Raw genomic sequence first — 17160 nt, forward strand, 5'->3', positions numbered from 1 at the left:
CTTATTGACGGGGGAGATGACAGCCATGCCCGGTGGAGGTTTCGTCAGATTGCCAGGCGGCAGCGTGGTCGTTGCGCTCACGCTGCCGAGGCCGTCCGGTGAGGGCGGAAATGTCCGCGTGCTGGTGCACGCCGCGAACCGGGCCCGCGCCCTGACCAGGCTGCGGAACCTCGGCATGCGGGCCGTGTACCTGCGGGGCAACGCGCAGCCGCCCACACCCGACGAGGTGACGGCCGTCCTGCACCATCCTGACGGCTTGCTGTGGCGCGGCGCACCCGACCGGGCACAGGAGCTCTGGCACCCCATCCGGGCCCTGCTGGGCACCTAGGGGGCGCCTGGCCGTCATGCGGGCTCGCGGCGCAAGGCACCGCGCCTCGCCGCGTCGTCCTCGGCCCCGCCCTCGGCCCTGAGGGCCCGGGGAGGCCCCATGGCGCCATGCGCCGCTCCCTGATCCGGCCCGACCGACAGGACACCCCCTCGGGGTGCGGCCGGGTCTCGGAGCCTAGGGAGTGCCGTCAAAGTGGCGTCGGCCGCCCGAAGGGCGGGGCAGGCCCACCGGCCAGGCGGGACTTTGACGACACGACCTAGTGCTGTGGCCGGAAAGGTTTGCCGGGTCGCGGCGTCCGGTGCGGTGCATCGCAAGGCGGAGGGCCGCGGCTCGTACTGGACGTACTTGCGCGGTCCGACAACGCGGCGAGGTGCCGTGCCGGGGGCCGCGACCCGGTGAACCTTCCCGGTCACAGCACTAGGCCCGGGGCCCGGCCGTGCCCACGAGGGTCACACCGGCCGCGCGGAGCTCCTCCAGGGCCCGCTCGGTGGTGTGCGGGGCCACGGCCGCCGTCAGGTCCAGCAGGACGCGCGTGGTGAAGCCCGCGCGGGCGGCGTCGAGCGCGGTGGCCTTCACGCAGTGGTCGGTGGCGATGCCGACCACGTCGACCTCGCCGACGTGCCGCTCCCGCAGCCAGGCGGCGAGGCTCTCGCCGTTCTCGTCCGCGCCCTCGAAGCCGCTGTAGGCGGCCTCGTACGCCCCCTTGTCGAAGACCGCGGCGACCGAACCCGAGGCCACGGCGGGCGCGAAGTTCGGGTGGAACCCGACCCCCTCGGTGCCGGCCACGCAGTGGACCGGCCAGGAGGTCTCGTAGTTCGGCTCGGCCGGCGGGTGCGCGAAGTGCGCCCCCGGGTCGATGTGGTGGTCGCGGGTCGCGACGACGTGCCGGTAACCGGCGGTGGCCTGCCCGATCAGCTCGGTGATGGCGGCGGCGACGTCGGCTCCGCCGGTGACCGCGAGGCTGCCGCCCTCGCAGAAGTCGTTCTGTACGTCGACGACGATCAGTGCGCGGTGCATGACGTGTCCTTCGGCTCGATGTGCGGATATGGCGGCGGGCCCTGCGGGGGCTCTGCCCCCAGGCCCCCGCGCCTCAAACGCCGACGGGGCAGGGATTGCCCTGCGGGCGGGTCCAGCCGCGCCGGGCAGGCGGCCCCGGCCGAATCCAGCCCCGCCGGGGGCACCTCCCAGCGGTGGCCGGAAGGATCGAGGCGCGGACGTCCGGGGGAGCCCCGCAGCGGAGCCGCACCGGCCCCCGGGACCTAGACGTACTCCGTCGGGATCACGGCCTCGCCGCGCGACAGCTGGGTCGCCGACAGCGGCAGGCCCGCGCGCGCCGCGCGATGGCGGTCGCGGGCCGCTTCCAGCGGCTCGCGGGCGACCACCTCGCCGGCCTTGACCAGGTGCGTCAGCAGCTGGTGGTCGGCCAGGGCCGAGGGAACGGGTCCCACGCCCACGACCTCCGCCTCCGCCACCCCCTCGGCGTCCCGGCGGCGGGCCGCCCACTTCCGCCCGCCGATCGACGTCTTCCCGCCCGAGGACTTCTTCGCCACCGGCGCCAGCGCCGCCTTCGGGTCCGCCGAGGCGGCCCGCGCGACCAGTTTGTAGACCATCGAGCACGTCGGGTGCCCGCTGCCCGTCACCAGCTGCGTGCCCACGCCGTACGCGTCCACCGGAGCCGCCGCCAGCGAGGCGATGGCGTACTCGTCCAGGTCCGAGGTGACCACGATCTTCGTCGAGGTCGCCCCCAGCTCGTCCAGCTGCTGGCGCACCCGGTGGGCCACCAGCAGCAGGTCCCCGGAGTCGATCCGCACCGCGCCCAGGTCGGTGCCCGCCACCTCGACGGCGGTGCGCACCGCCTCGGCCACGTCGTAGGTGTCCACCAGCAGGGTGGTGCCGCGCCCCAGCGAGGCCACCTGTGCGGTGAAGGCGTCCCGCTCGCTGTCGTGGACCAGGGTGAAGGCGTGCGCGCTGGTGCCGACGGTGGGGATGCCGTACCGGAACCCGGCCGCCAGGTCCGAGGTGGAGGCGAAGCCCCCCACGTACGCGGCCCGCGCCGAGGCGACGGCCGCCAGTTCGTGCGTGCGCCGCGCACCCATCTCGATCAGCGGCCGGTCGCCGGCCGCCGAGGACATCCGGGAGGCGGCCGCCGCGATCGCCGAGTCGTGGTTGAGGATCGACAGGATGACCGTCTCCAGCAGCACGCACTCGGCGAAGCTGCCCTCCACCCGCAGGATCGGCGAGCCGGGGAAGTAGACCTCGCCCTCGGGGTAGCCCCAGATGTCGCCGGAGAAGCGGTACGAGGCCAGCCAGTCCAGCGTCCGCATGTCGACGACGGCCCGCTCGCGCAGGAACTCCAGCACCGCGCTGTCGAAGCGGAAGTTCTCCACCGCGTCCAGCACCCGCCCGGTACCCGCGACCACCCCGTAGCGGCGCCCCTCGGGGAGCCGCCGGGTGAACACCTCGAAGACCGAGCGGCGGTCGGCGGTGCCGTTGGCCAGGGCGGCCTGCAACATCGTGAGCTCGTAATGGTCCGTGAAGAGCGCTGTCGACGGCACGTCCACCGGCAGGCCCAGGTCCGCAGGGTTCATGGCGGCGATGCTAGCGCACATTTCGTCAGAGTGACGAGATGTGGGTCCCGTTTGTGCAACGGGCCCGTCGCGGTGGCAGCATGGGACGAGTGAGTGTTGCTCCCATTGAGATCGAACGCACTGAGTCGGCCGAAGAGACCTTCGCGGTCCCGGAACCTGACGTTCCCTGGGTGACCCTGGTGCACAACGACCCGGTCAACCTCATGAGCTACGTGGCGTACGTGTTCCAGGCGTACTTCGGCTACTCGAAGGACGTGGCGCACAAGCTGATGCTCGACGTCCACCACAAGGGGCGGGCGGTCGTCTCGAGCGGCTCCCGCGAGGAAATGGAGCGCGACGTGCAGGCCATGCACGGCTACGGCCTGTGGGCGACCCTCTCCCAGGACCGCAACTGATGGGCCGGTCCACCGGGATGTTCGAGTCCCTGAAGGGCGGTGGAGCCGCCATCACGCTGGACGGGATCGAGATCTCCATCCTGCGTTCCCTCGCGGTCCAGATGCTGGAGCTGATCGGCCCCGGCGAGCCCGAGCCGGCCGAGGACGCCGATCCGCTCGCCGCCCTGTTCGCCGACGGGCCCACCGAACCGCCGTCGGACCCGGCGCTGGCCCGCCTCTTCCCCGACGCCTACGGCGCCCCGGACGGCGGGGGCGACGAGGGCGTGGACCCGGTGGAGCTGAAGGCCCGCGCGGCGGAGTTCCGCCGCTACACCGAGAACGACCTGCGCGCCCGCAAGCGCGAGGACGCGCTGGCGCTCGTGCGCAGCCTGGACGCGCTCACCCCGCCCGCCGACGGGGCCGCGGTGCTGGAGCTGACCGGCGAGCTGCCGCTGCGCTGGCTCGGCGGGCTCAACGACCTGCGCCTGACCCTCGCGGCCCGGCTCGACATCACCGAGGACGACGAGAGCGCGGCACTCTTCCGGCTGCCGGACGACGACCCGCGCAAGCCGATGGTGATGGCGTACCTGTGGCTGGGCGGACTCCAGGAATCCTTGATCGAAACCCTCTGAGGAACCTCAAGAAAGAACATCGTTCGCTCAGCGGACGCTCAAATCCGGATAACGATCAGATCACCGCGATGCGGTGATCTGTCATGATCGCCGCGCTTTGTCCGGAAATTTTGATGCCGTGCACCACATTTCTCCCCCTCGGGCAGCCGTAAGCACGTGATAAATCTTCACGACCGCCGAAGGGACGCCACCCATGTCCCCCGGCCCGCTTGAACCGGCAGACCGCCGGGTGCAACTCCATCCGTATCCGGGGGGATCGAGGACCCGATCCGCAGCCAATGAAGGCGCGGGTCGGCGTGGAGAAAGGCGCACCAGACATGACCTCAGTGCAGGTCGAGCAGCACGGCAACACGCCCGGCGAGGGCAACCAGGGCGAGGGCGGCGAGGGTTACCACCGCACGCTCGGCGCCCGCCAGATCCAGATGATCGCGATCGGCGGAGCCATCGGCACCGGCCTCTTCCTGGGCGCGGGCAAGGCGATCTCCAAGGCCGGCCCGAGCCTGATCCTGGCCTACGCGATCGCGGGCCTGGTCATCTTCTTCATCATGCGGGCCCTGGGCGAGCTGCTCATGTACCGCCCCGTCTCCGGCTCCTTCTCGGACTACGCCCGCGAGTTCCTGGGCCCGTTCTGGGGCTACGTGACGGGCTGGACGTACTGGCTGTTCTGGGTGGTCACCGGCATCACGGAGGTCACCGCCGCCGCGCAGTACATGTCGTACTGGACCCACGACAGCTTCCCGCAGTGGGCCTACGCGCTGATCTTCACGGTCATCCTCTACGCCGCCAACCTGATCTCCGTGAAGCTCTTCGGCGAGCTGGAGTTCTGGTTCTCCATGGTCAAGGTCACCGCCATCGTCGGCATGATCCTGATCTGCGCCGGGATCCTCACCATCGGCTTCTCCGACGCCGCCGACACCGCCACCGTCTCCAACCTGTGGAACGACGGCGGCTTCTTCCCCAAGGGCATCGGCGGCACGCTGATGACCCTGCAGATCGTGATGTTCGCCTTCCTCGCGGTCGAGCTGGTCGGCGTCACCGCCGGCGAGTCCAAGGACCCCGAGAAGACCCTGCCCAAGGCCATCAACACCGTGCCGTGGCGCATCGCCGTCTTCTACGTCGGCGCGCTCATCATGATCCTGTCGGTCGTCCCGTGGACGCACTTCCAGCCGGGCGTCTCGCCCTTCGTCGCCGCCTTCGAGCGGATGGGCCTGGGCGTCGGCGCAGCCATCGTCAACTTCGTCGTCCTGACCGCGGCCCTGTCCTCCTGCAACTCCGGCATGTACTCCACCGGCCGCATGCTGCGCGACCTCGCACTCAACGGCCAGGGCCCGAAGGTCTTCACCAAGCTCACCAAGAGCGGCACCCCGCTCATCGGCACCACCTTCTCCGCGGCGCTGATGCTCGTGGGCGTCTGGATCAACTACGTCGCCCCCGGCAAGGCCTTCGACTACGTCGTCTCCTTCGCCACCATCTCCGGCATGTGGGCCTGGATCATGATCCTGGTCTGCCAGATCCGCTACCGGGCCAAGGCCGACCGCGGCGAGCTGCCCGGCTCGAAGTTCAAGGCGCCCGGCGCCCCCTACACGAGCTGGTTCGCCCTGGCCTTCATCGGCATGGTCATCGTGATGATGGGCGCCGACAAGGACTCGCGCGTCTCGCTGTACTGCGCGCCGCTGTGGGGCGTCATCCTCGGCGTCTCCTACCTGGTCATGAAGAACCGCGACCCGCGCGGCGCGGCCTTCACCAAGGCCTCCTAGCGGCGGTTCCCGGCCGTCTGCCTCGGCCGGGAGCCCCCGCTCCCGTGGACGTCCTGTCCACCATGCGGGCCCTTCCGTACCACTCCTCGGTACGGAAGGGCCCGTCTGCTTATCCTGTCGCTCATGCTGACCCTCACCCAGGCCCTGTACGACCGGATCGTCGAGCACGCCCGCCAGGACCACCCCGACGAGGCGTGCGGTGTCGTGGCCGGCCCGGCGGGCACCGGCCGCCCCGAGCGGTTCATCCCGATGCTCAACGCGGCGCGCTCGCCCACGTTCTACGAGTTCGACTCGAAGGACCTCCTGAAGCTCTACCGCGAGATGGACGACCGCGACGAGGAGCCGGTGATCGTCTACCACTCGCACACCGCGACCGAGGCCTACCCCTCGCGCACCGACGTCACGTACGCGAACGAGCCGGGCGCGCACTACGTGCTGGTCTCCACCGCAGACAAGGACGGGCTCGGGGAGTTCCAGTTCCGCTCGTACCGCATCGTCGACGGCGTGATCACCGAGGAAGAAGTGCAGGTCGTAGAGGCCTACTGACCACCATGCGAGCAGCAGGCGTCCAAGATGCGGGATCACACTCCAAACCGGGCACCGGGAATCGTTAACATGACCGCATGGTTCCCCACGACGTGAGCATCGAGACGCCCGGCAGGCTGCTGCTCGTGGCGCGGCTGCACGTCGACCTGTGCCGCCTCGCCAGCGCCATCTGTCCTGCCGCCTGAGCACCAGAGCCCTCTCGCGCGGAGGGCCGACGCACCGCGCGCCCGTTTCCCCCGCACACCTGCCTACGTCCTGACGACTGGAGCCCAGCCATGGCCATCGAGGTCCGCATCCCCACCATCCTCCGCACCTACACCGACGGCGAGAAGGCCGTGAACGGTGAGGGCGCCACGCTCGCCGACCTCTTCGCGGACCTGGAGACCCGGCACAAGGGCATCGAGGAGCGCATTGTCGACGGCGGCCAGCTGCGCCGCTTCGTGAACGTCTATCTCAACGACGAGGACGTCCGCTTCCTCGACGGCATCTCCACCGCGCTCAAGGACGGCGACAACGTCACCATCCTCCCGGCCGTGGCCGGCGGATCGAAGTAATGCGCTACGACTCCCCGCTGGCCGCGGTCGGCAACACGCCGCTGGTGCGGCTGCCCCGGCTGTCCCCCTCGGAGGACGTCCGGATCTGGGCCAAGCTGGAGGACCGCAACCCGACCGGCTCGATTAAGGACCGCCCCGCGCTCCACATGGTCGAGCAGGCCGAGAAGGACGGCCGGCTGTACCCCGGCTGCACCATCCTGGAGCCGACCTCGGGCAACACCGGCATCTCGCTGGCGATGGCGGCCAAGCTCAAGGGCTACCGCATCGTGTGCGTGATGCCGGAGAACACCAGCCAGGAACGGCGCGACCTGCTGGCCATGTGGGGAGCCGAGATCATCTCGTCGCCGGCCGCCGGCGGCTCCAACACCGCCGTCCGGGTGGCCAAGGAACTGGCCGCGGAGCACCCGGACTGGGTGATGCTCTACCAGTACGGCAACCCGGACAACGCGGGCGCGCACTACGCCACCACCGGCCCGGAGATCCTCGCGGACCTGCCGTCGATCACCCACTTCGTGGCCGGCCTGGGCACCACCGGCACCCTGATGGGCGTCGGCCGCTACCTGCGCGAGAACGTGCCCGGAGTGAAGATCGTCGCTGCCGAGCCGCGCTACGACGACGTCGTGTACGGGCTGCGCAACCTGGACGAGGGCTTCGTCCCGGAGCTGTACGACGCCTCCGTGCTCACCACCCGCTACTCGGTGGGCTCGGCCGACGCGGTCACCCGCACGCGCGACCTGCTCCAGCAGGAGGGCATCTTCGCGGGCGTCTCCACCGGAGCCGCTCTGCACGCGGCGATCGGCGTCGGCCGCAAGGCGGTGGCCGCGGGCGAGACGGCCGACATCGTCTTCGTCGTGGCCGACGGCGGCTGGAAGTACCTCTCCACCGGCGTCTACACGGCGGCGACGACGGAAGAGGCCATCGAGGTCCTCCAGGGCCAACTCTGGGCCTGACCCCGGCGGGGCTGTCCTTCAGCCCCGCCGGCGTGTGAGGCGCGGGTCCGGGCAGCGCCGGGGAAAACGGAGATGGGGCGGGCGGGGGAGAAGCTCCGCGCAGCGGTCAGGCCGGTCAGGCCGGTCAGGCCGAAAGGCGTTCCGCCAGGACGGCGGCGTGGCTGGAGCCCGGGTCCTTGACCGCGGTCAGCAGCGTCACCGGCCCGGCCCCGACCAGGCCCCGCAGGCGGGCCAGCTCCGCCGCCGCCTCCGGCTCCGCCAGCTCCGCCTCGTACCGCTGCCGGAACTCGACCGCCGAACCCCCGTCGTGGAACCACTTCCGCAGCTCCGTCGACGGCGTGACCGCCTTCGGCCACTCGTCGACCCCCGCCGCCTCCTTCGCCAGTCCCCGCGGCCACAGCCGGTCCACGAGCACGCGCAGCCCGTCCGCCTCCGGCTCCGGCGGGTCGTACACGCGCCGCAAGCGGATCGCCGTCATCACCGACCGCCTCCCAGTCCCTTGATCTCGTCCCACACCGCGGGGTCCAGCATCCCCAGCCTGGTCCGGAACTCCCACAGCGACACCTCGTCCGGCCGGTCCGCCTCCAGGAAGGCCGCCCGGCCCTGCGCCCCCACCGTCCCCGGCGGCAGCGGGATCACGCCGGCCCGCCGGTCGTCGTACTTCGCGGTGATCCACGCGACCCGCGCCCGGTGCTCCCGTACCGGTCCCACGCTCAGGACCAGGCAGGTCCGGCCGTCCATCAGGGTCCACAGCTCACCCGCCTGCGGGCGCGGCGGCCGGCCGGTGCCGTGCGCGGGCGGGGCCCGGCGCGTGACGCCCAGCCGCCCCCCGGCGATCAGCATCACCAATGCCAAGGCCACGACCGCGGCCACCGCGGGCCACCAGGACGTGTCCATGTTTCGACCGTAGCCGCGCGGGAAGGCCCCGGCACGGCAACCCCCGTGCCCACCGTCGCTCCCCCGGGTGACAGCGCAGGTGATTCCCCCCACAACGGCCTGCCGCGGAGGAGCGACCGGAGGTTTCGCGCCTTACGCTCGACCCACGCACGGCCCGCATTCCGTCCACGGACCGTCCACGGAGGTTCACGCTCCATGAAGCTCACCGTCGTCGGCTGTTCGGGGTCGTTCCCGTCCGCGGAATCGGCCTGTTCGAGCTACCTCGTCGAGGCCGACGGCTTCCGGCTGCTGCTCGACATGGGCAACGGCGCCCTCGGCGACCTGCAGCGCCATTGCGGTCTCTACGACCTCGACGCGATCTTCCTGAGCCATCTGCACGCCGATCACTGCATCGACATGTGCGCGTACTTCGTCGCCCGTTTCTACCGCCACGAGGGCGGCCGCTGCGGCACCATCCCCGTCTTCGGCCCCGAGGGCACCGAGAAGCGCCTGACCACGGCCTACGACGACGTCCCCGACGAGCGCTCGATGAGCGAGGTCTTCGACTTCCGCACCCTTAAGTCCGGGGCCTTCGAGATCGGCCCCTTCCAGGTCCGTACCGAGCGGGTCGCGCACCCCGTCGAGTCGTACGCCATCCGCATCGAGCACGGCGGCCGCTCGCTCACGTACTCCGGGGACACCGGCGTCTGCCCCGAGCTGGGCCAGCTCGCCGAGGGCGTCGACCTCTTCCTCTGCGAGGCCTCCTTCACGCACGGCAAGGAGGACATCCCGGACCTCCACCTCAACGGCCGCGAAGCCGGTGAGTACGCCCACGGCGGTGGCGTCGGGCGGCTCGTCCTCACCCACATCCCGCCGTGGACGGACCCCGCGCAGAACCTCGCCGACGCCCGCGCGGTCTACGACGGCCCGGTCGACCTGGCGTACGCGGGCGCGGTCTACGAGGTCTGAGCGGCGCCCGCACACGCGGAAGCCCCCGCCCTCCCGGAAGGGAGAACGGGGGCTTCCGTGCGTACGGGGCTGCTTACTTGGCCTCGGCCTTGGCCATTTCGGCCAGCTCCTCGTCGGACTCGCGGCCCGGGGTGGGGAGGTTGAACTTGGTGATCGCGAAGCGGAATCCGAAGTAGTAGACCGCTCCGAAGACCAGGCCGATCGGGATGATCATCCATGGGTTGGTCGCCTTGCTCCAGCCGAGACCCAGGTCGATCAGACCCGCTGAGAAGGTGAAGCCGGCGTGGACCCCGAGCGCCCAGGTGATCGCCATGGAGAGGGCGGTCAGGACGGCGTGGATCGCGTACAGCACCGGGGCGATGAACATGAACGAGAACTCGATGGGCTCGGTGACACCCGTGACGAACGAGGTGAGGGCGAGCGAGACCATCATGCCCGTGACGGCCTTGCGGCGCTCCGGGCGGGCGGTGTGGGCGATGGCCAGGGCCGCGGCCGGGAGGCCGAACATCATGATCGGGAAGAAGCCCGTCATGAACAGACCGGCGTCCGGGTCACCGGCGAAGAAGCGGTTCAGGTCACCGTGGACGACCTCGCCGGCGGCGTTGGTGAAGTCACCGATCTGGAACCAGGCGACGGTGTTGACGAACTGGTGCATGCCGATCGGGATCAGCGCGCGGTTGATGGCACCGAAGACGCCGGCGCCCGCGGCGCCCAGCCCGGTCATCCACTCACCGAAGTTGGAGATGACCTCGCCGATCGGCTCCCAGACCAGACCGAAGAACACACCGGCGAGGACGCCGACGAAGGCCATGATGATCGGGACGAGCCGGCGGCCGTTGAAGAAGCCGAGCCAGTCCACCAGCTTGGTGCGGTGGAAACGCTGCCACAGGACCGCGGCGAGCAGACCCATGATGATGCCGCCGAGGACACCGGGGTTGTTGTACGTCGCGAGGACGTCGACACCCTTGTTCTCCGTGGTGTTGACGACGGCCTCGGTCACCGGGAAGGCGGTGAGGACGTTCTTGTAGACCAGGAAACCGACGAGCGCGGCCAGCGCCGTGGAACCGTCCGCCTTCTTGGCGAAGCCGATGGCGACACCGATGCAGAACAGCAGCGGCAGGTTGGCGAAGACGGCGTCACCCGCGGTGGCGAACACCGTGGCGACCTTGCCCCAGCCGAGGCCGTCCTTGCCGAAGACGTCGGGCTGGCCGAGGCGCATCAGGATGCCGGCGGCGGGCAGGACAGCGATGGGCAGCTGGAGGCTGCGGCCGACCTTCTGCAGACCCTGGATCAGGCCGGATCCGCGCTTCTTGGCGGGCGGCGCAGCGGCGTCAGTAGCCGTACTCATAACTTCCTCCGGGGGGAGCAAGGCGCCGCCAAGGGGTGGAACCAAGGGGGACGGCGACGTCTCAGAAAAGGGGACACGCCGCCGGGGGAAGCGGTCGTGGTCTACACCAATCGTGGTGTAGACCAGTTGTAACACGGTGAGGGTTAGATAAGGAACCTTCGATTTCCTGTGGCCTGGATCACATGTCGTGCGGCGTACTGAAGGGCCCCCGGATCGTGATCCGAGGGCCCTTGACGGACCGGTTCCCCTTGCTGCCCGGGGGGCGTCCTCACGCCTTGGTGTTCTCCGCCTCCATCGCCTCGATCTCCTCGTCCGACTCCCGGCCCGGCGTCGGAATGTCGAACTTCGTGATCGCGAAGCGGAAGACGGCGTAGTAGACGACCGCGAAGCCGAGCCCGATCGGAATGATCAGCCACGGTTTCGTGGCCAACCCCCAGTTGATGACGTAGTCGATCAGGCCCGCCGAGAAGCTGAAGCCGTCGTGGACGCCGAACGCCCACGTCACCGCCATCGACACACCCGTCAGCACCGCGTGGACCGCGTACAGCGCCGGCGCGACGAAGAGGAAGGAGTACTCCAGCGGCTCGGTGATCCCCGTGACGAACGAGGTCAGCGCCACCGACAGCATCAGACCGCCGACCTCCTTGCGCCGCCGCGGCTTCGCGCAGTGCGTGATGGCCAGGGCCGCCGCCGGCAGGGCGAACATCATGATCGGGAAGAAGCCGGTCAGGAACAGGCCCGCGTCCGGGTCGCCGCTGAGGAACATGTTGATGTCGCCGTGGACCACCTCGCCGTTCGGCTTCGTGAAGCTGCCGAACTGGAACCACACCGGCACGTTCAGGAACTGGTGCAGGCCGATCACCAGCAGCGCCCGGTTCGCGACACCGAAGATGCCCGCGCCCCAGTAGTCCAGGCCCGCCAGCCAGTCGGAGAAGCTCTCCAGCGCGTCACCGATCGGCGGCCAGACCCACAGGCAGAGCGCGGCGAAGGCGATCGCCACGAAGGCCATGATGATCGGCACGAGCCGGCGGCCGTTGAAGAAGCCGAGCCAGTCCACCAGCTTCACCCGGTGGTAGCGCTGCCAGAACCAGGCCGCCAGCAGGCCCATGACGATGCCGCCGAACACCCCCGGATTCTGGAAGGTGTACTGCGCGAAGGTCTCGTCCGGCCCCAGGCAGCCGCCCCCGATGTCCCTGGTGCCGGCCGGGCACGGCACCGGGAAGGCCCGCAGGACGCTGCGGTAGACGAGGAAGCCGACCACCGCCGCCAGCGCCGTCGAACCGTCCGCCTTCTTGGCCATCCCGATCGCGACCCCGACGCAGAAGAGCAGCGGCAGACCGAGATCGGCGTTGAGCAGGGCGCCGCCCGCCGCCGCCATCACCTTGGCGATCTGCGGCCAGACGCCGGTGCCCTCGGCGTCGATCAGCCCCAGCCGGTTCAGGATGCCTGCCGCCGGCAGCACCGCGATCGGCAGCTGCAGGCTCCGCCCCATCTTCTGCAGCCCCTGGTAAAGGCCGTTGCGCCGGGACGGTCGTGGTACTGCGGCGGCGCTGCTCCCACTCATCGGCGTCTCCCTGGCCGGCCCGGGTTTTTGGATGCGGCAGCAGTTCCGTGCACACTGGTGTAGACCAGTTGTGGGCAGGTTGCTGCTGATCGTCATCATTCGGCAGGGACCGGACACGCGCTCGCGTAGGTGGGCCAACCGTGCGTTACCGTGACAACGCGGGCCGCGCGGGTGGGTATCCACGGTCCGGCCGCTGAGACTCGTTCTTCGCATCACTCAGGGAGAAACACATGGCCACCAAGGCTGAGAAGATCGTCGCCGGGCTCGGCGGCATCGAGAACATCGAAGAGGTCGAAGGCTGCATCACCCGCCTGCGCACCGAGGTCGTCAACCCCGACCTCGTCGACGAGGCCGCCCTCAAGGCCGCCGGCGCCCACGGCGTCGTCCGGATGGGCACCGCGGTCCAGGTCGTCATCGGCACCGACGCCGACCCGATCGCCGCCGACATCGAAGACATGATGTGACCCGCACCCCCTGAGCCCTGAGCCCGGACCACCCGGCCCTGAGCGCCGATGCGTTCCGAAGCACCGAAGACCCCGTCCCGCAACCCGGACGGGGTCTTCGCGTAGGGGCGTCCGGCCGGTCCGGCCGGTCCCGCGGGCGCCGGCACCTGATCCGGCCCGACCGGCCGGACACCCTCTCCCACCCACTAGGCTCGGAGGCATGTCTCGCATTGACGGCCGTACGCCCGAACAGCTCCGCCCGGTCACCATCGAACGCGGATGGAGCAAGCACGCCGAGGGCTCCGTCCTCATCTCCTTCGGAGACACCAAGGTCTTCTGCACCGCCTCCTTCACCGAAGGCGTCCCGCGCTGGCGCAAGGGCAGCGGCGAAGGCTGGGTCACCTCCGAGTACTCGATGCTGCCGCGCTCCACCAACACCCGCGGCGACCGCGAATCCGTCCGCGGCAAGATCGGCGGCCGCACCCACGAGATCTCCCGCCTCATCGGCCGCTCGCTGCGCGCCGTCATCGACTACAAGGCCCTCGGCGAGAACACCATCGTCCTGGACTGCGACGTCCTCCAGGCCGACGGCGGCACCCGCACCGCCGCCATCACCGGCGCCTACGTCGCCCTCGCCGACGCCGTCGCCTGGGGCCAGAAGAAGAAGCTCGTCAAGGCCGGCCGCAAGCCCCTCACCGGAACCGTCGCCGCCGTCAGCGTCGGCATCGTCGACGGCGTCCCGCTCCTCGACCTCTGCTACGAGGAGGACGTGCGCGCGGAGACCGACATGAACGTGGTCTGCACCGGCGACGGCCGCTTCGTCGAGGTCCAGGGCACCGCCGAGGGCGAGCCCTTCGACCGCAAGGAACTCAACGCCCTCCTCGACCTCGCCGCGGGCGGCTGCGCGGACCTCGAAGCCATTCAGCGGGGCGCGCTGGACCTCTAGGTCGTGTCGTCAAAGTCCCGCCTGCCCGGCGGGTTCCGGCCGGCACGCTTGCCGCGCTGTCGTCGGTCGCCGATGCTCCGCATCGGCTCCCTCCTCCGCCGTGCAATGGCAGGCACCAGACCCCGCTGACCACCGCCTTCCGGGCGGCCGGCGCTCCCTCGCGGACCCCCGCGAGGGGCAACCACAGGACGCCCTGCGGCGTCCCTACGGACAACGGGCGCACGGTGCAACAGCCGTGCGCCCGCCCATGCCCGCCCTCGTCCGCCCCGTTCCACGTCCTCTCGGGAGAACCGTATGAAGCTCCGCATAGCGGCAGTAGCCGTGGCAGCCGTCCTGACCATCCCGGCCCTTTCCGCCTGCGACGCCATCTCCACGGCGATGGACTGCGCCAACACGGCGGTCGCCATCACGGACGGCGCGAACGACCTCCAGCAGGCCGTCTCCCAGGCGGGCAACAGCCCCCAGGACGCCAAGAACGCCCTCGACCAGATTGAGGCGAACCTCAAGAAGATCGGCGACCAGACCGGCAACGCCGACCTGGGCAAGGCCATCGACTCGATGAACACGGCCGTCAAGAACGTCCGCACCTCCATCGACAGCGGCAACTCCGTCCCGGACATCAAGCCGGTCGCCGACGCCGCGAGCGAGATCTCCAAGGTCTGCACCCCGGGATAATGAGGGCATGACCTCGACGCCCAGCCGCCTGATCCTCGCGACCCGCAACGCGGGCAAAGTCTCCGAACTGCGCGCCATCCTCTCCGACGCCGGCCTGCCCCACGGGCTGGTCGGCGCGGACGCGTACCCGGAGATCCCCGACGTCAAGGAAACCGGCGTCACCTTCGCCGAGAACGCCCTCCTCAAGGCCCACGCCCTGGCCCGGGCCACCGGCCTGCCCGCGGTCGCCGACGACTCCGGCCTCTGCGTGGACGTCCTGCACGGCGCGCCCGGCATCTTCTCCGCGCGCTGGGCCGGCCGCCACGGCGACGACAAGGCCAACCTGGACCTGCTCCTCGCTCAGCTCGGCGACATCGCCGACGAGAACCGCGGAGCCCACTTCGCGTGCGCGGCGGCCCTCGCGCTCCCGGACGGCACCGAACGCGTCGTGGAGGGCCGCCTCCTGGGCACCCTGCGCCACACCCCGTCGGGCACGGGCGGCTTCGGCTACGACCCGATCCTCCAGCCCCTGGGCGAGTCCCGCACCTGCGCGGAACTGACCCCGGCCGAGAAGAACGCCATCTCCCACCGCGGCCAGGCCTTCCGCGCCCTGGTCCCCTTCATCCGCGCCCTCCTGGACTGACACCCGGCCCGGCGAACGCCACCGGTAAGCGGACATGCCCAAGGCCCCGTACGCGACAACTGTGTACGGGGCCTGGGTATGGGTGTGCGGTTGGGGGGACTCGAACCCCCACGGGTTTTACCCCACTGGGACCTAAACCCAGCGTGACTGCCAATTCCACCACAACCGCGACATCTTGCCGAATTCGGACATTGAGTCCTGTTGAGGCGCTCCCAGTCTACGGGCGGCCGGGGTGGGAGTCAGCCCCGGGAGGGCGTTTCCGGCACCACGTGTCCGTTATGGCGTGGCAGTTGGGGCAGAGGTGCCGGAGGTTCTCGCGTCGTTGCCCGACTTCCTGCAGGGCCTGATGGCCGCACGTGCGGCCGGGGGCATGGGGGGCCGTGATCGATCCGTACGGGCGGGAGGCGCTGGCCGCAGCCGTTAACGACCTGAACCACCGTCGGCTGCGGCGAAGGGTGGCACAACTCGAACTCGACGTCAGCCATTTCACTCGCCGTCCGTGGAGCAGGTCTCTCCCTCGACGGCAAGGAAGTCCGTCATGTCCGACGTATTCGTCGTACACCCCGAGGGGTCGCCCCGCGCCAAACGCTCCCCGCTGCCGTCCGATAAGCGGAGCGGGCCGCCCCTGACCAGGGGCGGCCCGCTCCGGGGGGACGGGGGCGGTCAGATGCCCAGGTCCTTGATGATCTTGGCTACGTGGCCCGTCGCCTTCACGTTGTAGAAGGCGTGCTCGACCTTGCCCGCCTGGTCGACGACCACCGTGGAGCGGATGACACCCGTGACCGTCTTGCCGTACAGCTTCTTCTCGCCGAACGCCCCGTACGCCGCCAGCGTCTCCTTCTCCGGGTCGCTGACCAGCGTGACCTTCAGGTGTTCCTGCTCGCGGAACTTCGCCAGCTTCTCCGGCTTGTCGGGGGAGACGCCGATGACGTCGTAGCCGGCCGCGGCCAGGGCGGCCAGGTTGTCCGTGAAGTCGCACGCCTGCTTCGTGCAGCCCGGCGTCAGCGCGGACGGGTAGAAGTAGACGATCACCTTCCGGCCCTTGTGGTCAGCGAGCGAGACCTCGTTGCCGTCCGCGTCGGGCAGGGTGAAGGCGGGGGCGGTGTCGCCCGGCTGGAGTCGCTCGCTCATCTGACAGTCTCCTCGGGAGGGGATCGGTACGTCACGAGACTAAGCTGACAGACTGTTCACGGCGGACTACGCCCCCACACGATCACGACCACGACGACGGAGGCAGCGCGGTGTCGGAAGCCAGGACCCCCGCACAGATCGAGGCGGACATCGTCCGCCGCCGCGAGCAGCTCGCCGAGACGCTCGACGAGATCGGCGTGCGCATGCACCCGCAGACGATCATCGGGGACGCGCGGGCCCGGGTCGCCTCGACCGTCGACCAGACCGCGGGGCGGGCTTTCGCCTCGGTGAACCGTGTCGTGACGGACCTGCGCGACGGTCTGCGGCACGAGGACGGCACCCCGCGCCTGGAGCGCGTCGTGCCCGTCGCGCTGCTCGCGGTCGGCGTCGTCGGTCTGCTCGTCGTCTCGGCGCGCCGCCGACGCGGATGACCCTGCGCGGTACGGAAAGCGCGCGGAGAGGTAGGTTCGGGGCGTGAGCGAGAACACCACCCACGACAAGCTGCCCATCCGCATGCTGCACGACCGCGTGCTCGTGAAGTCCGACCTGCCGGAGGGCGAGCGGCGCTCCGGCGGCGGCATCCTGATCCCGGCGACGGCCGCGGTGGGCAAGCGGCTGGCCTGGGCCGAGGTCGTCGCGGTCGGACAGAACGTCCGGACCGTCGAGCCCGGTGACCGGGTGCTGTACGACCCCGAGGACCGGGCCGAGGTCGAGGTGCGCGGGGCGACGTACGTGCTGATGCGCGAGCGGGACCTGCACGCCGTGGCGGCGGAGCGGCTGGAGGGGTCGGAGGACTCCACGGGGCTCTACCTCTGATCCGCCGCAGGGCGACGGCAAGGGCTGGTGGCCGAGGTCAC

The 17160-nt window shown here is 70.3% G+C and carries 22 protein-coding genes and 1 tRNA gene; 15 read left to right on the forward strand and 8 right to left on the reverse strand.

All coding sequences use genetic code 11. The features are described from left to right. Positions 1–25 precede the first annotated feature (25 nt). A complete protein-coding gene (locus ACZ3X1_RS30185) occupies positions 26–328 on the forward strand; it encodes a hypothetical protein (protein WP_030825287.1) in 303 nt (100 codons plus the stop codon). A gap of 417 nt (positions 329–745) precedes the next feature. Here the strand turns inward: ACZ3X1_RS30185 and ACZ3X1_RS30190 are convergent, their stop codons facing one another. Beyond that, entirely contained in the window at positions 746–1345 is a 600-nt protein-coding gene (locus ACZ3X1_RS30190; RefSeq protein WP_356815031.1) for a nicotinamidase, read from the reverse strand. Positions 1346–1587: 242 nt separating this feature from the next. Next, positions 1588–2916 (reverse strand): nicotinate phosphoribosyltransferase, encoded by a 1329-nt coding sequence (locus tag ACZ3X1_RS30195; protein WP_356815030.1) that lies wholly within the window; start codon positions 2914–2916, stop codon positions 1588–1590. Between the two features lie 80 nt (positions 2917–2996). On the opposite strand from ACZ3X1_RS30195, the gene clpS reads away from it, so the two are divergent. The 7 genes from clpS to ACZ3X1_RS30230 all read left to right on the forward strand — a co-directional run bounded on the left by clpS (position 2997) and on the right by ACZ3X1_RS30230 (position 7729). Then, positions 2997–3311 carry an ATP-dependent Clp protease adapter ClpS gene (gene clpS / locus ACZ3X1_RS30200; protein WP_030662673.1) on the forward strand — a complete coding sequence of 105 codons (315 nt, stop codon included), beginning with the start codon at positions 2997–2999 and terminating at the stop codon, positions 3309–3311. Further along, positions 3311–3922 carry a DUF2017 domain-containing protein gene (locus tag ACZ3X1_RS30205; RefSeq protein WP_390073804.1) on the forward strand — a complete coding sequence of 204 codons (612 nt, stop codon included), beginning with the start codon at positions 3311–3313 and terminating at the stop codon, positions 3920–3922. Before clpS ends, ACZ3X1_RS30205 begins: the two co-directional genes overlap by 1 nt. A 317-nt stretch (positions 3923–4239) precedes the next feature. Then, positions 4240–5679, forward strand: coding sequence for an amino acid permease (locus ACZ3X1_RS30210; RefSeq protein ID WP_362634913.1), 1440 nt, complete (start codon positions 4240–4242; stop codon positions 5677–5679). A 123-nt stretch (positions 5680–5802) separates the two neighbouring features. Next, entirely contained in the window at positions 5803–6225 is a 423-nt protein-coding gene (locus tag ACZ3X1_RS30215) for a M67 family metallopeptidase (protein WP_136231926.1), read from the forward strand. A gap of 77 nt (positions 6226–6302) precedes the next feature. Continuing rightward, complete coding sequence (locus ACZ3X1_RS30220; RefSeq protein ID WP_310941867.1) at positions 6303–6410, forward strand: putative leader peptide; 108 nt, start codon at positions 6303–6305, stop codon at positions 6408–6410. 90 nt (positions 6411–6500) lie between these two features. Further along, positions 6501–6779, forward strand: a complete 279-nt coding sequence (locus ACZ3X1_RS30225) for a MoaD/ThiS family protein (RefSeq protein ID WP_030662661.1) — start codon at positions 6501–6503, stop codon at positions 6777–6779. After that, positions 6779–7729: a PLP-dependent cysteine synthase family protein gene (locus ACZ3X1_RS30230; protein WP_356815027.1), complete on the forward strand. Its 951-nt coding sequence runs from the start codon at positions 6779–6781 to the stop codon at positions 7727–7729. The genes ACZ3X1_RS30225 and ACZ3X1_RS30230 overlap by 1 nt, the downstream gene beginning before the upstream one ends. Before the next feature lie 124 nt (positions 7730–7853). On the opposite strand, the gene ACZ3X1_RS30235 is transcribed toward ACZ3X1_RS30230, so the two are convergent. Then, positions 7854–8207: a DUF488 domain-containing protein gene (locus ACZ3X1_RS30235; RefSeq protein ID WP_467281757.1), complete on the reverse strand. Its 354-nt coding sequence runs from the start codon at positions 8205–8207 to the stop codon at positions 7854–7856. After that, the gene (locus ACZ3X1_RS30240; RefSeq protein ID WP_390073806.1) at positions 8207–8626 is read right to left on the reverse strand and encodes a hypothetical protein; all 420 of its coding nucleotides are present in this window, start codon (positions 8624–8626) and stop codon (positions 8207–8209) included. The genes ACZ3X1_RS30235 and ACZ3X1_RS30240 overlap by 1 nt, the downstream gene beginning before the upstream one ends. A gap of 195 nt (positions 8627–8821) precedes the next feature. On the opposite strand from ACZ3X1_RS30240, the gene ACZ3X1_RS30245 reads away from it, so the two are divergent. Next, positions 8822–9574, forward strand: coding sequence for an MBL fold metallo-hydrolase (locus ACZ3X1_RS30245; protein ID WP_356815024.1), 753 nt, complete (start codon positions 8822–8824; stop codon positions 9572–9574). Positions 9575–9647: 73 nt separating this feature from the next. On the opposite strand, the gene ACZ3X1_RS30250 is transcribed toward ACZ3X1_RS30245, so the two are convergent. Both ACZ3X1_RS30250 and ACZ3X1_RS30255 read right to left on the reverse strand, forming a co-directional pair. Further along, complete coding sequence (locus tag ACZ3X1_RS30250) at positions 9648–10922, reverse strand: PTS transporter subunit EIIC (protein ID WP_362634900.1); 1275 nt, start codon at positions 10920–10922, stop codon at positions 9648–9650. A gap of 268 nt (positions 10923–11190) precedes the next feature. Further along, a complete protein-coding gene (locus ACZ3X1_RS30255) occupies positions 11191–12486 on the reverse strand; it encodes a PTS transporter subunit EIIC (RefSeq protein WP_356815022.1) in 1296 nt (431 codons plus the stop codon). 230 nt (positions 12487–12716) lie between these two features. Between ACZ3X1_RS30255 and ACZ3X1_RS30260 the strand changes: the two genes are divergently transcribed. From ACZ3X1_RS30260 to rdgB, 4 genes are all read left to right on the forward strand, one after another. Further along, positions 12717–12950, forward strand: coding sequence for a PTS sugar transporter subunit IIB (locus ACZ3X1_RS30260; protein WP_030026567.1), 234 nt, complete (start codon positions 12717–12719; stop codon positions 12948–12950). Positions 12951–13149: 199 nt separating this feature from the next. Further along, a complete protein-coding gene (gene rph, locus ACZ3X1_RS30265; protein WP_031152339.1) occupies positions 13150–13875 on the forward strand; it encodes a ribonuclease PH in 726 nt (241 codons plus the stop codon). A 294-nt stretch (positions 13876–14169) separates the two neighbouring features. Then, complete coding sequence (locus ACZ3X1_RS30270; RefSeq protein WP_356815021.1) at positions 14170–14550, forward strand: hypothetical protein; 381 nt, start codon at positions 14170–14172, stop codon at positions 14548–14550. A 7-nt stretch (positions 14551–14557) separates the two neighbouring features. Beyond that, positions 14558–15172, forward strand: a complete 615-nt coding sequence (gene rdgB, locus ACZ3X1_RS30275) for an RdgB/HAM1 family non-canonical purine NTP pyrophosphatase (protein WP_356815020.1) — start codon at positions 14558–14560, stop codon at positions 15170–15172. Between the two features lie 85 nt (positions 15173–15257). Here the strand turns inward: rdgB and ACZ3X1_RS30280 are convergent. Together ACZ3X1_RS30280 and bcp are read right to left on the reverse strand one after the other, a co-directional pair. Beyond that, a tRNA-Leu gene (locus ACZ3X1_RS30280) sits at positions 15258–15341 on the reverse strand. Positions 15342–15835: 494 nt separating this feature from the next. Next, complete coding sequence (gene bcp / locus ACZ3X1_RS30285) at positions 15836–16303, reverse strand: thioredoxin-dependent thiol peroxidase (RefSeq protein ID WP_467281764.1); 468 nt, start codon at positions 16301–16303, stop codon at positions 15836–15838. A gap of 110 nt (positions 16304–16413) precedes the next feature. Between bcp and ACZ3X1_RS30290 the strand changes: the two genes are divergently transcribed. After that, entirely contained in the window at positions 16414–16734 is a 321-nt protein-coding gene (locus ACZ3X1_RS30290; protein ID WP_356815018.1) for a DUF3618 domain-containing protein, read from the forward strand. Between the two features lie 43 nt (positions 16735–16777). Next, positions 16778–17119 (forward strand): GroES family chaperonin, encoded by a 342-nt coding sequence (locus ACZ3X1_RS30295; protein ID WP_030009035.1) that lies wholly within the window; start codon positions 16778–16780, stop codon positions 17117–17119. Positions 17120–17160: the final 41 nt, after the last annotated feature.

Source organism: Streptomyces sp. NPDC023541 (assembly GCF_055559995.1).